The sequence below is a fragment of the Algoriphagus lutimaris genome, assembly GCF_017051705.1.
Taxonomy (GTDB): Bacteria; Bacteroidota; Bacteroidia; order Cytophagales; family Cyclobacteriaceae; genus Algoriphagus; species Algoriphagus lutimaris.
On record NZ_JAFIDJ010000001.1, the window covers coordinates 314,620 to 329,131 of the forward strand.

Annotated in this window: 9 protein-coding genes and 1 pseudogene; 8 read left to right on the forward strand and 2 right to left on the reverse strand. The window is 38.0% G+C overall.

The annotated features are described in order from the left end of the window. Positions 1–20 precede the first annotated feature (20 nt). The 4 genes from JYB62_RS01250 to JYB62_RS01265 all read left to right on the forward strand — a co-directional run bounded on the left by JYB62_RS01250 (position 21) and on the right by JYB62_RS01265 (position 2,728). Positions 21–206 carry a hypothetical protein gene (locus tag JYB62_RS01250; RefSeq protein ID WP_205643636.1) on the forward strand — a complete coding sequence of 62 codons (186 nt, stop codon included), beginning with the start codon at positions 21–23 and terminating at the stop codon, positions 204–206. 81 nt (positions 207–287) lie between these two features. After that, positions 288–836, forward strand: coding sequence for an RNA polymerase sigma factor (locus JYB62_RS01255; RefSeq protein ID WP_205643637.1), 549 nt, complete (start codon positions 288–290; stop codon positions 834–836). Continuing rightward, positions 823–2,202, forward strand: coding sequence for an outer membrane beta-barrel protein (locus JYB62_RS01260; RefSeq protein ID WP_205643638.1), 1,380 nt, complete (start codon positions 823–825; stop codon positions 2,200–2,202). Before JYB62_RS01255 ends, JYB62_RS01260 begins: the two co-directional genes overlap by 14 nt. Before the next feature lie 148 nt (positions 2,203–2,350). After that, positions 2,351–2,728 (forward strand): VOC family protein, encoded by a 378-nt coding sequence (locus JYB62_RS01265; RefSeq protein ID WP_205643639.1) that lies wholly within the window; start codon positions 2,351–2,353, stop codon positions 2,726–2,728. Between the two features lie 61 nt (positions 2,729–2,789). Here the strand turns inward: JYB62_RS01265 and JYB62_RS01270 are convergent, their stop codons facing one another. Next, positions 2,790–3,518 carry a DUF4397 domain-containing protein gene (locus tag JYB62_RS01270; protein ID WP_205643640.1) on the reverse strand — a complete coding sequence of 243 codons (729 nt, stop codon included), beginning with the start codon at positions 3,516–3,518 and terminating at the stop codon, positions 2,790–2,792. Positions 3,519–3,891: 373 nt separating this feature from the next. Between JYB62_RS01270 and JYB62_RS01275 the strand changes: the two genes are divergently transcribed. The 3 genes from JYB62_RS01275 (at position 3,892) to JYB62_RS01285 (ending at position 8,625) form a co-directional block, all read left to right on the forward strand. After that, positions 3,892–5,532 (forward strand): sulfatase family protein, encoded by a 1,641-nt coding sequence (locus JYB62_RS01275; protein WP_205643641.1) that lies wholly within the window; start codon positions 3,892–3,894, stop codon positions 5,530–5,532. A gap of 19 nt (positions 5,533–5,551) precedes the next feature. After that, positions 5,552–7,099 carry a sulfatase family protein gene (locus JYB62_RS01280; protein WP_205643642.1) on the forward strand — a complete coding sequence of 516 codons (1,548 nt, stop codon included), beginning with the start codon at positions 5,552–5,554 and terminating at the stop codon, positions 7,097–7,099. A gap of 137 nt (positions 7,100–7,236) precedes the next feature. Then, complete coding sequence (locus JYB62_RS01285; protein WP_205643643.1) at positions 7,237–8,625, forward strand: MATE family efflux transporter; 1,389 nt, start codon at positions 7,237–7,239, stop codon at positions 8,623–8,625. 10 nt (positions 8,626–8,635) lie between these two features. Here the strand turns inward: JYB62_RS01285 and JYB62_RS19975 are convergent. Continuing rightward, positions 8,636–8,719 (reverse strand): annotated as a pseudogene (locus JYB62_RS19975) (DinB family protein); the annotation flags it as partial. A 354-nt stretch (positions 8,720–9,073) separates the two neighbouring features. Between JYB62_RS19975 and JYB62_RS01295 the strand changes: the two are divergent. Beyond that, positions 9,074–14,380 (forward strand): CHAT domain-containing protein, encoded by a 5,307-nt coding sequence (locus JYB62_RS01295; protein ID WP_205643644.1) that lies wholly within the window; start codon positions 9,074–9,076, stop codon positions 14,378–14,380. Positions 14,381–14,512: the final 132 nt, after the last annotated feature.

A 14,512-nucleotide genomic window follows, 5' to 3' on the forward strand; every position in this document is an offset into this window, starting at 1 on the left:
GTAATGGTTGAAAAACCATCATGAAAGTCTTTATTAAGGTGATATTATTGTTGTTCTTTTTTGGGTTTACGCTCGAAGACAATGGTAATGCATGCGGTTTAGTAGAGCAGTGTTTAATTATTCAAGGAGAACTGAATGAGTTTGAAGATTCGGGAATGTATCATCTTAAGAATTTTCACCGTATAGATCATGCGGTTTTGGATTAGGTGCAAAGAACTATGCCTAATGATGAAATAAGAAAAGAAAAAATCAGCCAAATTTGACTGTCAAAGAAATAGCGTATTGAATTGAACTATACGGAAGAAGAGTTGATCGCCGGTTGCAAACGGAGGTCTGCCAAACATGAAGAGGTATTCTACAAAAAATACTATGGCTATGTCATGGGAATCAGTCTGTCCTATTCTAAGGAGCGGGATTTGGCGTTAGAAATCACCAATGATGCCTTTTTAAAATTTTTTGCTTCCATTAAGAAAGTTGAAAGCTTTAAAACTGTGAAAGCTTGGCTTAGAAGAATTACAGTCAATACTGCCATTGATTATTATAGAAAAAACAAGAAGTTTCAAAGTCATCTTGATTTAGAAATAGACATCCCAAATGAGGCAGAGGCAAATGCTCTTTCGAGTTTGGGGTTTGAGGATATTTTAAAGCTAATAAACCAGTTGCCGGAAGATCAAAAGCTAGTATTCAATCTCTATGAAGTGGAGGGATACAGTCATAAAGAAATTTCGGATAGAATGGGAATAACTGAAGGCTCATCCAGAGTTTATTTGACTCGAGCTAAGGTTAAACTTCGACAATTGGTCCATATACATTTAAGAGAATATGAAGGAAGATAAGTCGGATGAATGGATTGCTTCTTCCCTGAAAAAACATCTGGAGGAGGGGCAATTGCCTTACGAAATCGGGGCTTGGGAGGAATTTCAAAAAGTGAGGAATTCCAGAAAACGTCGTGCTGCCTATTATTGGATGGGGGCTGTAGCAGCATCTCTACTTCTATTAGTTGGAATCAGTCAAGTTTTTCTGGATAGTGATTTTATACCCAACCAAGAACTGGATACATCGGAGATGCTATCAGAACAAACCCTTGAGCAGGAAGAGAATCCTATTCTAGATAATGCTCTTGACACCGGATTACGCGGGGAGGTGGATGAAAGCGTTGAGCCAGAATTATTGGCTAAGTCTATTGAAAAGGTGCAGAGTGAAGCTGTTAACCGAAATGGACTGGAGGAAAAAAGTTCTGTCGAGGAACCAGGCCAGGGAATTGAGGCTGATCCATTTGTAAGCAACGCTGGTAAGAAAGAAAATTTGGTTGCACTTGAAGAAGTGAAGGAATTAGAAGAGAAGGAGATCGAGAATTCTTTAAAATTAAAAGAAGAGGTAAAGAAAAATGCTGAATTGCCATCTTCCTCATCAGGATTGATTGCTGCCCTAGAAAAGCAACCTGAAGCTAAGTCAGTGCGGGAAACAGTTGTTAAAATCAATAAAGCCCAGGAGAATAACTTAGTAGCGAAAGTAGAAGAAGAGGATTTTCCTGAGATTCCAAAAGACCATACGACGGTTTCCTTGGGTATGGGCGTTTCACCTGGCTTTGGAACCCTTCAGCAAGATGATGTGAATACCACTGCTTCAAGCATTGGAGTTGGGATGTTGTTGGATGTGGATTTACCAGGGAAATTGACGATAGGTTCTGGCTTTGGGGTGAATTATATGAACCAACAAAATAAGTCTCAAATGCCCGTGACTATTGCAGGGTATCGTACCTCTCAAGTGGAAAAGCAAAATATTCAGCAAGTTCAATTGGAGTTGCCTGTTTATTTTAAATACCCGATAACTAGAAATAATGCAGTTTCCATCCAAGCAGGTTTTTCTAATCTGTATGCGATTAATCAAAGTGCAGAACAAATGACTACCGTAAATGAACAAGTAGCTGTCAATAACTTATCTGATGCAAATAGTAGTGCATTTGCATTGGCCAGTAAGGCCGTTTCTCAAACAGAAGTATTGCAAACAGAAGATTCTAAATTCTACCCATTTGCCACTCTTAATTTTGGGCTAAATATTAGATTAGTAGAAACAAAAAATGCCAATTATTTAGTGATGCCTTTTTACAATCATCAGTTGAGATCCATTTCAGGATTTGGAACTAATTTTGGTATGTTTGGGGCTAGTCTTAAATTAAATTTCGGAGGTTCAGAAAAGTAAGAGTCCTATTTAATTTCCTGTTTCCTCTAAGGGTTTGAAGAATATCTGTCTTCAAACCTTTTTTTTTATATTTTTTTGTAGAAATTGGTTCGATACAATAGCCCCTGAATTACCTGAGTTGTTTTAACAATCAAAACCTTTTAACAATATGTTTACGAATACAAAAGCATTCGGTGGGTTCTCTGTAGACGATCTTCATGAGGCTAAAATTTTTTATAGGGAGATTTTAGGGGTAGAAGTGGAGAAATTGCCCATGGGGATACTTTGTTTAAAATTCCCTGATGACAATCAAATCATGATTTATCCTAAGACCAATCATCAGCCCGCCAACTTCACAGTATTAAATTTTCCTGTAAAAGATGTGGAAAAAGTAGTGGATGAATTGATTGCAAAAGGTGTTGTATTTGAACAATACCAAGATCCAATTAAAACAGATGAAAAGGGGATCTGCAGAAATTCGGGACCATTAATCGCTTGGTTTAAGGATCCTGCAGGAAATATTTTGTCCATTTTGGAGGACGTATAGTTTTCTACAAAAAAAAATCCCAAAGCCTAAGCTTTGGGATTTGAATGACTGAGATTAACTTTTAATAATTGACATAATTGGTAATCAGTTGTAAATCAATCTTTTTGTCATTGTCAGTGCTTGATGCTAGACCTCTTAAGATTAATGTAATTACCCGGTTACCTTTCAGCTCAATATCAGTAGCAGTGACTAAGGTTTCTCCGGTAGTAGAAGACTTAACTGTCAGGTCGTAAGTCCCAGATTCGATTCCTTCAAAATCACTTGCAGTTCCAAAAGGCAGGTTATTTACAAATGCAGACTCTTGTTCTGAAATTTCTAAAATAACATCTCCGGCGTCAGGTGATAAGTTTACCAATCTAAGTTGGGCTTCCTCAGCAACAGGCTCTTCCCATTCATCTTGAACCAAAATTGCATCGATTTGAGATAGCTGATCCAAAACGAAAATAGAGTAAACACTATCCTCTTTGATGGTGAAATTCTTTTCTAAAATGGAACTCAAGGAATTTACTGAAGTGAATTTGAACGTTCTTTCTCCAATATAGAATGGTCCATAATTAACACCATCTGCATATTTGATTGGGTAGTTGTTTATTTTGTTCTGATTTGCATAGATGTCCATTTCTGGAGCATCAGGAGAACCTTGGTACACCAAAACGTAAGCTGCAGGGGGTACTGGGATTGTTTCATCATCATTAAAGCAGCTGGTTAAAGAAACTGTAGCGCCAATAAGAAAAAGGGCAAGTAATGATCTTAAATGTTTGTTAGACCAATTTTTCACTCTGTTAAGCATAATAGTAGGTTAATTAAATTTTTTTTCACAACTGTGACGTATTCTTTCCCTAAAACGCATCAATCGATGTGTTTTTTTTTACTATTTCTTTGAGTTTTTGAGTTTTATCAATTTATGGTTCTTAATTGATAACTTCATCCAAGATCTAAGCACTATTTTGAAATATGGGCATAGTCCAAGTAATTTGATTATAGAAACCACGGACTTAAAAGTATGATTGATTCTGTGAAAATAAATAGACTGTTTCAGCTATTATGAAACCTGTCATTAGCAAAAATATTAATAGTAGCTTGGTGATATTTTAAGATTAAGACTCCCTAAAATGTCTCTGTTTTAAGGTTAGGAAGGGATTCACCCCAAAAAAAAGGATAAGATGTTGAAAAAACTGGTTTCATATACTATTGTACTATTCACCATATTTAGTTGCAGTAACTCAGAAAATAAGTTTTCCCAGCTACCGAATATTCTTTTTGCAATCATGGATGATGTTACCTATATGCATATGGGTGCTTATGGTAGCGATTGGATCAATACACCTAATTTTGATCGGGTTGCGGCTCAGGGAATTCTCTTTCAAAATGCGTATACCCCTAATGCAAAATGTGGACCTTCCAGGTCTAATATTTTGACTGGTAGGAATTCCTGGCAACTGGAAGAAGCGGTCAATCATTGGGCTTATTTTCCGGTGAAGTTTAAGTCTGTCGCAGAATCTTTGTCTGAAAATGGGTACCATGTTGGCTATACAGGTAAAGGTTGGGCGCCAGGAGTGGCAAAACATGAAGATGGAAGCCCAAGAGATCTATTGGTTCATCGATACAATGATATTAAGTTAACTCCGCCTACACCACATATAAGTAATGTGGATTATGCAGCTAATTTTGAAGCGTTTTTGAAAGATAAGGAGGAGGGAGAACCTTTCTTTTTTTGGTATGGAGGTTTAGAACCACACAGAGGTTATGAATATGGCTCCGGAATAGCGAAGGGAGGAAAGCAACTAAGCCAAGTGAACGATGAAGCCATTTTTTCCTTTTGGCCTAAAGTGGACTCTGTCAGAACAGACCTATTGGATTATGCCTTTGAAATAGAATATTTCGATCAGCAGCTAGGAATAATGCTGGATCAGTTGGAGGCCTCTGGTGAGTTGGAGAATACCTTGATCATTGTTACTTCAGATAATGGCATGGCATTCCCAAGAATCAAGGGGCAGGAATATGAATATTCAAACCACTTACCTTTGGCGATGATGTGGCCTGCAGGAATTAAGGCCACAGGTAGGAAGGTAGAGGACTTGGTAAGCTTTATTGATTTTGCCCCTACATTTTTAGAGTTGGCAGGAATTTCTGAGGAAAATTCAGGAATGGAAGCTATTACAGGGAAAAGTTTAACGGAGATTTTATTTTCAGAACAAGAAGGAAAAGTTACTGATTTTAGGGACCAGGTTTTGATCGGAAAGGAGCGACATGATGTGGGTAGACCAAATGATGAAGGGTATCCTATTCGTGGGATATTCAAAGATGGAATGCTTTACCTGAAAAACTTTAAAACCGATAGATGGCCCGCAGGAAATCCCGAAACTGGATATCTAAATACTGATGGAGGGGCTACCAAAACGGTAGTTTTGAATAGTATTTATTCTCCAGATACATTTCGATTTTGGAATTGGTCATTTGGTAAAAGAAATGAAGAAGAATTGTTTGACATTAAAAGTGATCCAGACTGTATGAGAAATTTGGCTTTGGAGGAAGAATATCAAGAAATTCTCAAGGAGATGCGAATGCTATTGCTTACAGAATTGACCGAACAAGGGGATCCAAGAATGTTTGGAAAAGGTGATGTTTTAGAGAGTTATCATTACGCAGATCAAGATGGAGTGAACTTTTATGAACGATACCTAAATGGAGAGAATGTGAAATATGGTTGGGTAAATCAAACTGATTTCCAAGATTTAGATAAAATTGAAACGTATCAACATTTGAAAAATGGAAGTAATTCCGTGCTATTAAACAAAAAATAAATTTGATTAAACATAACACATGAACCTAAAATCTACTATTCTTTTATCTCTATTTATAGGCCTATCTAGTGTCCTAGTGAGTTGTTCTTCTGATACGAAAGAAGAAATTGAAGAGAACCCATCCAAACCCAATATTGTAATTATCTATATGGATGATTTGGGTTATGGAGATATGGGAGCCTATGGAGCCACAGAGATCAATACGCCAAATATGGATCGGTTGGCCAATGCAGGTTTAAGATTTACCAATGGCTATGCTTCCTCTGCCACCTGTACTCCAAGTCGCTATGCTCTACTTACTGGGACTTATCCATGGAGAAATAAAAATGCCCATATTTTACCAGGTACAGCACCATTGATTATTGATACGGCACAATTGACTTTGCCGAAGTTGTTAAAAGAGCAAGGCTATTACACTGGGATAGTAGGGAAATGGCATTTGGGCTTAGGTGATGGGAATACTAATTGGAATGAACATATTTCTCCAGGGCCAAATGAGGTAGGCTTTGATTATAGTTACATTTTAGCTGCTACTCAGGATCGAGTTCCTACAGTTTATATTCACAATGGGGATGTTGATGGTTTGGACCCTAATGATCCTATTGAGGTGGATTATTCAACCAATTTTGATGGTGAGCCAACTGGGTTGGATAACCCGGAATTATTGACCATGAAATGGCATCACGGGCATAACAATAGCATCGTTAACGGGATTCCAAGAATTGGTTTTATGAAAGGTGGAGCATCTGCTAAATGGAGCGATGTGGATATGGCCGATCACTTTTTGAAGAAAGCTCAGGATTATGTGAAATCCCATAAGGAAGAATCATTTTTCCTATACTATGCATTGCAACAGCCACATGTCCCTAGAACACCCAATCCAAGATTTGTAGGTGCTTCAGGGATGGGACCTCGTGGAGATGTAATTGTTGAAGCAGATTGGGTAATTGGGGAGTTTATTAAAACCTTGGAAGAAGAAGGTCTCTTGGAAAACACATTAATCATATTTTCTAGTGACAATGGCCCTGTATTGAATGATGGGTATTATGATAATGCAGTAGAGATGCTTGGCGATCATACCCCTGCGGGGCCGCTGAGAGGGGGTAAGTACAGTTTGTTTGAAGCTGGAACTAGAGTTCCGTTTTTTACTTATTGGAAAGGCACTATTCAATCAGGTGTTTCTGATGCGTTAGTTTCTCAAATTGACTTGATGACTTCTTTGGGACGCTTAGCAGGTAGTACAAAAAAAGGGGAGGATAGTGAAAATTTCCTGAATACTTTTCTTGGAAAATCAGATCAAGGAAGAAATGAATTGATATTGGAAGCAACAAGTAGGCTAGCGATTAGAAAAGGAGATTATGTGATGATTCCTCCTCACAAAGGAGCTCCAAAAATTGAGACTGTAAATATAGAGGTAGGAAATGATCCTAATATTCAATTGTATGACTTGAAATCTGACATAGGACAACAACAAAATATTGCAGAGCAGCAACCGGCTATTGTTTCTGAAATGATTCAGGATTATCAAAGAATTACTGGGAAGGAAGTGGATTTAAAGATGAAGTAACTATTTGATACCTACTTGAGAAGGATTTAAATTGGATGAAAGTCCTTTTAAATCCTTTTTTTGTTTGAATACCTAGAGGAATTATTTTACTTCTAAATTGATTGTTGATAGGTAGACTAATGGGAGATGAAAAGCTTATGAAAAATAACCAAGGCTTGCTTGAAGGAAGCATTTTTAAATCTTTAACCACGCTAGCCTGGCCGATTATCATGGCCAACATTCTTCAAACTGCTTATCAATTAATAGATACTTTTTGGCTTGGAAGATTAGGCGCTAATGCCGTTGCAGCTGTGAGTATCAGTTTCCCGATATTGTTTTTAGTCTTGTCCTTAGGTGCTGGATTGACCTTGGCAGGAACGGTCATTGTTTCTCAGTACAAGGGAGCTTCCAATCAAAAAATGATTGATTTTTCTGCTGGACAAACAGTGGCTTTGGTATTGCTAGTTTCCACCTTCTTAGCAGTGGTTGGGTTTCTTTCAGCGAGACCTTTGATGGTACTGATAGGAGCTGGGCCTGAAATCCTAGAAGACTCAGTTTCTTATTTTCAAGTGTCTTCTTGGGGCTTTGTGTTCCTTTTTATGTTTTTTGTTTTTCAATCCTTGATGCGGGGAATCGGGAATGTAATGCTTCCTATGTATATCGTTTTGGGGACTGTTTTTCTAAACCTAGTGTTAGATCCCCTTTTTATTTTTGGTTATGGGTCCATCCCAGGTTATGGCGTAGCAGGGGCAGCTGTAGCAAGTGTCATTACTCAGGGTATTTCCGCTGTGGTAGGTTTGATAATTCTATTTGGAGGTAAACGTGGAATTAGAATTAAGCTTAAAGAAATGATTCCCCAATGGGAATGGGTAAAACGGTTATTTTCCTTAGGTATCCCCGCAAGTTTAGAGCAGTCCTCCAGAGCTGGTGCGATGACTGTGATGGTGATGTTGGTTACAAGCTTTGGAAGTAATGTAGTGGCTGCCTATGGAATTGGAGCTAGAATATTAAGCTTAGTCATCGTCCCTGCTCTAGGGTTTGCGATCGCTACTACCACCCTTGTTGGTCAAAATATAGGAGCCGCGAAAATCAAACGTGCTGAAAAAATAGGGGACCTAAGCAGTAAAATTGCATTCTTTGGTTTGACTGGTGTTGGGCTGATATTATTTCTTCTTGCAGAGCCATTGACTCGGTTTTTTGTTCCTAATGATCCACAAGTAATTCGAGAAGGTTCTAAGTTTATTAAGATAATGGCGCCGAGTTTTGGTTTGTTGGGAGTTCAACAAGTATTAAATGGATTGTTTAATGGAGCGCGCTTTACACAGGCCTCTATGTTGATTTCAGTTTTTAATATGTGGATTGTGCGGTTTCCGCTGGCCTTTATCCTTTCCTACCAGACAGACTTAGGTTTTGAAGGGATATGGTGGGCTTTCCCAATTTCCAATCTATTTGCAGCTATAGTGGCTTTTATCTATTATAAATCGGGTCATTGGAAAGTCAGGACCCTTAGAAAACGGCACTTATGGCTTCAACAAGGAATAAATTAAGGGCTTTTTTTTAATCTCGTTCCCAGAAGAAAGGAGGTTCAATTCCTAATGCTCTCAGATAGACATACCCTTGCCCTCTATGTTGAACATGGTTTTTTGTATTGTGGAGCCAATTGAGCTTTAAGAAAAGTTAAATGAACTAATCGATGATATAAAGAGAATTCGAGAAATCTAATATTCTTCGTAATCCTGATTTTGTTGGGATTTTGCTCTTTATTCTTCCTTTTATTTCTTAATTCTTTTGATTTTGGAATAAAATACAAGTAATAAATTTTAATTTGTACTTAAGATTTTGGGATAGGGTATTCTGATTACTCTTAGCGATTTTTGAAAATTAGACGATGATTTTTTCTCATCTCTAAATTTTTCTTTGGCATCAATCAAGATTTCTACTCAAATTCTACCCTTTTAGGGAGAAAAATCACTTTAAACAAACATCATTTTTACTATGTCAACACTGAAACTCAAGCTCAAAGGAAATGACCATTTACCTTTTATTAAAGGGGAGGATAATGGTTTTGAATATTATGGTTTGGATCAGGCATTTACAGTTTTAAGCCCTACCCGTGGCGATGTAGAGGAGCAAACAATCGAAATAGATGATGACCATATTATTGAATTTGAATTTGACGATGATAGCGTTTGGCTAGGAGACAAGGAAACTCTTCGTGATATTTTTCCAGAGCGTTTCAAACGTTCTGCTGGCGAAGATGAACTTTTTTTGCCCGATGAAATTGCTACAGAAGAAACGGATAGAGGGATCTTCAAAAAAGTGGGTATCAAACTATTGAAGATTTTTGTCAAGAAAAAGGTGATCCGACCAAAAATGAGGGAGTTGGCGATCAATCTGGAAAACAAACAGCTGGCATTTCGGGGAAACGATTTTGAAAAAGTAAAGTATGGTATTTTATGCCATTGTTTGCCGGATTTTGAATTAGAGGAAGTCAAAGCGCTGGACTCTTCCAAAAGACATTTGTTGTTTTTGCATGGTACCGGTTCATCTACCAAGAGTTCTTTTGGAGATTTGAAAGATTCTGAAGATTGGAAGAATTACACCAGTGAATATGGGCTTGACCAAATTCTGGCTTTTCAGCATAGAACCTTGTCTAGCAGTCCTCTTGAGAATGTTTTGGATTTAGTCAGTCAGCTCCCAGATGAGATCGAATTAGATTTGATCAGTCAATCTCGTGGAGGTTTGGTGTCAGATGTTTTTGCAAGGTTTTGTACCGATCCAAGGGGGTTTGATACAGCAGAGTTGGAGGTTCTTGTTGACCATGATCGAGACCGTGATGTAGAGGTAATCAAGGAACTTAAATCTTTGATGGAGTCTAAAAAAATCACTATTCATAAGGTGGTTCGTGTGGCCAGTCCGGCGAATGGAACGACCCTAGCTTCCAAACGATTGAATATATTTTTAAATGTAACCTTCAATTTGATCGGGTTGGCAACTGGGCAAGCTGGAAATCCAATTTTCATCACTTTTAAAGAGATGATTATGGAGGCTGTGGCTTGTAAAGACGATGTGGATGTGCTTCCTGGGTTGGAAGCTATGAACCCCAAATCTCCATTTATCAAGGCTTTAAATTATCAAGGATCACAGATAGTGATCCAATCTCCTTTGTATGTGGTAGGGGGTAGTAGTGAGTTGAGTTTACGATTTAAAAGTCTGGTGGTCTTAGTTGGTAAGTTCTTCTTTTTGGATAAAAACGACTTGGTAGTGGATACCGAAAGTATGAAGTGGGGTGCAGTGAGAAAAGAAGGGAATGTTTCAGTTTTTATAGAAAAAAGCGGTTTGATAGACCACTTTAAATACTTTTCTTCTCCCAGGACTTTGAAAGCAGTGGTGGATGCATTAGACGCTTTGATGGACCAAGAGCCAGAAGGCTTTGTGACCTTTGCGAAAGCCAGTGGTAAAGAAAGAGGAGTGTTTGGTATAGAGGGTGGAGATTACAAACGAGAAAAAATTTCAGGTAAAAAACCAATTGTCATTCTTTTACCGGGAATAATGGGCTCCAACCTGAAGGATGAGAAAAAGCTTTGGATTAATTATTTCCGTTTTTTGAAAGGCGACTTATCCAAATTAAGTTATACAGACAGCGGTAAACAGCCTATTCAAGCGGACTCTTTAATATCCACCTCTTACGAGGCCTTAGGGAAAAATCTAGAAAAAAGCTATGAGGTGTTCACGTTTCAGTTTGATTGGAGAATACCTTTAAAAGCCAGTGCTGAAAAGTTAAATGCAAAGATTTCAGAATTATTAAAGTTTAATCAGCCCATCAAGATAGTAGCGCATAGTATGGGTGGAGTTTTGGTAAGGGATTTCATTTTATATCATCCCGAAACCTGGCAAGTATTGAATAAGTCCATTGGGTTCAAAGCGGTCTTTTTAGGTTCTCCTTTGGGAGGATCTTATCGAATTCCTTATGTGCTTTTTGGAAAAGACAGTTTGATCCGATTGTTGGGTAAAATTGATATAAAAAATAATACGAAAGACCTATTATCTGTTTTTTGTGATTTCCCCGGAATACTCAATCTGTTGCCGATCAATAAAAATGGGAATCATGACTTTTCAAGCAGGAGTTTTTGGGAAAAATTGAGAGCTGCATCTGGTGATAGCTCTTGGCCAATTCCATCCAAAACTGTATTGGATGAATTTGCTATTCACCAAAACAAGGTTATGGCAGAGGCTGACTCAATAGACTATAGCAATATTACCTACATAGCTGGACAAAGCAGTAAAAAGAACTTTACTGTTTCTAATCTGGAAATTGAAGATGGAGAATTGGTCTTTTATGCCACTAATGCAGGGGATGAAAGCGTTACATGGAAATCTGGAATCCCTGATGGAATTAGAAAGGCGGGACAATATTATTACTGTAATGTAACCCATGGAGGGCTTTCGAAGGATAGTAAGTTATTCTCGGCTATTGAAGACCTACTGATTTATGGATCTACCTCCAAATTACAAAATAGTCTTCCGATCGTGAGAGGTGAAGAGCAAGAGTTTGCACCTAAAGAGACAGAGGTATTTGATATCAGTGAAGAGAATGTTGTCAACAGCATACTTGGAGTAGATAAGGAAGAGGAAAAATGGAGTGTAGAAGCTCCAATTAGAGTATGTGTAAGCCATGGAGATTTAAAATATGCAGACTACCCAGTTTTAGCAGGACATTTTGAATATGATTCAATTTTGACTACAGAAAAAGCGATTGATTATCAATTGAATGGTGAGTTGAGCAGGTTGTTAAGACTCGGTTTATATCCAGGGCCAATTGGTTCAAATCAAATCGTTTTAGCTGATAAGGATGCGGAGACAAAATTTAAAGGTGGCGTCATAGTTGGTTTGGGGGTCCCTGGCGAATTATCGGGATTTCAGTTGATGGTATCCATAGAAAAAGGAGTTTCCAGGTATCTGACCATAAAAAATGCCCCTGAGGAAGAGATTTCAGATGAGACAATAGGTATTTCCGTCATAGCGATAGCAAATATGTATGGAGGATTGTCTACAGAGAGTTCAATTAGAGCGATAGTTCAAGGTGTTCAACGAGCTAATAGAAATATTAGAAATTATTATGAGTCGAAAATAAAAGTAATTGAAGAAGTAGAATTCATAGAGATTTTCCATGACAAAGCTTTGTCCATATTGAAATCCGTTCAACAATTGCAAAGCAGCGATAGCAGAGACTTTAACATTGTATTCAAGGGAAAAGGGTTGAAGTCAAAACTGGGTAAGAGATGGAGAATTCCATATGATAATTCTTCGGATTGGTGGACAAGAATTACCGTAAGGGAAGAGCAAAAAGGGTCTGCTGAAATTCTCAAGATTGCTGTGGCGACGAGTGGGGCCAGTGAAAAGGTGGAAGAGGTTGAATCCAATAACAAGACCTTGGAGATTTTGCTGAAGGACATGACCTTAAACAATCAATATTCTCCGGAGATTGCTAAAACTATGTTTGAGTTGTTGGTTCCTTTTAGTTTTAAAGAGGAATTGAAAAGGCAAAATAATATCTCTTGGGTGTTGGATATTGCTTCAGCGGAATATCCTTGGGAGATGATCCAAGAAGATGTGAATGCTGTTCCTCTTTGCATCCATACAGGGATGGTAAGGCAACTGTCAACCGGGAATTTCAGGGAGAAGACGTCTAGGGTGAAAAATAAAACTGCGGTGGTAATCGGTGATCCTCAGCTGGATCAGTTCATGTCGCAATTACCGGGAGCAAAGAGAGAGGCGGAAATGGTTTCTAGCTTACTGAAAGATGCAGGATACACCACTCAAAGTCTCATCAATACAAATGCTTCAGAGATTTTTTTAAAGCTCTTCTCCAAAAATCATAAAATAATTCATTTGGCGGGGCATGGTGTTTTTAATTATGGTAGCAAAAAAGCAACAGGAATGGTCATTGGAAATGACACATTCTTGACCCCAGGACAGATTGCAGGAATGAGTGAAACTGCAGAGATGGTTTTTGTGAATTGTTGTTACTTGGGGCAAATGAATCAAGAGTCTGAGAAGGAAAGTCAACAGCGAAATAAGTTTGCGGCAAATATTGGAACTCAATTAATCAATAATGGGGCAAGGGCAGTAGTGGTAGCTGGTTGGGCAGTGGATGATTCGGCTGCTTTGGAATTTGCGAGGCAGTTTTATAAATGCATGTTTTCCGGTGTAGGGTTTGGAGAAGCCGTAAAAAGGTCTAGAAAAAGGATTTATGAGGAATTTGGAAGAAGAACGAATACCTGGGGGGCATTCCAGTGTTATGGTGATCCATTTTATAATCTCTCTAATGGAGCTAGAGATAGCTCTGGCAGTTCAGGAGTGGTGATAGAAGAAGAGGTGGAAATTGAGTTGCAAAACCTATTACATCAATTGGAGGCCAATCAAAACGACCATGAATATGTGCTCGGTAGGGTGAACAAATTGGTAGAAGCAACAGAAAAAATAGGGCTGGAAAATGATAGGATTGTAGAGCTTACAGCGGCGTTATATAATGGACTGAATAATTATGCGAATTCCATAGCATGCTATAAAAAGCTTCTTTCCTCTAATAAGGCTAGCTATTCCATGAAGTCTCTTGAGCAATATGGCAATGTAAGAGCTAAGTTTGCGGTTAAGAATTTCTTGGAAGAATCGATCAGTGGACCAGATACGATTAAGGAAATAGATGTAGTGATTGCTGATTTTGATAACCTACTCAAATTTGGTCAAACGAGAGAGCGATTAAGTTTGATGGGAAGTACTTACAAAAGAAAGATGTTTGTACAGCAAAAAATGGGAGCCAAAGAAAGTATTAAATCTCTAAAAGAATCTATCTCTTATTATGAAAAAGCTGCTAGTAGCAGTGATTTCAAAGATCCTTACCCTTTAACAAACTGGCTTTCTTTATTAAGGTTGGCAATGCTTATGGAAGGAAAATCAAGCATTACAACTATTCCACTGGATGCGAGAAAAGCATTGGATGAATTGAAAAATAGGTGTGAAAAGAAACTGGAAGAAGAAAAGGATTACTGGACATTTGCAAATCTGGCTACTATTCAATTAACCCAGCTAATTCTCGGAACTTCTAAGGTAAATCTAAATGAGGTTAAAAAGTCTTACAATGAAGTTTGGAAAATGGCGGGAAATAAAGGCCAGAAAAATGCAGAGATCGAACACTTGGAAATTCTAAGTTTGATTATTTCGAAAATTAAAAAGACCGATTCAAAAGAATTAGGAAAGGATATTGGTCAGTTAATGGAGTATTTGAAAGCTAGTATATAGGAAATTACTAGATGTATAATAAAAAAGCCCTGCAGTTTAAAATGCAAGGCTTTTTTTTTTTAAGTAGAGGGTGGGGGATTGGCTTCGCCTTTCCCTAGTTGGGGGAAAGATGCAAACCAAGCCTACTCAGTT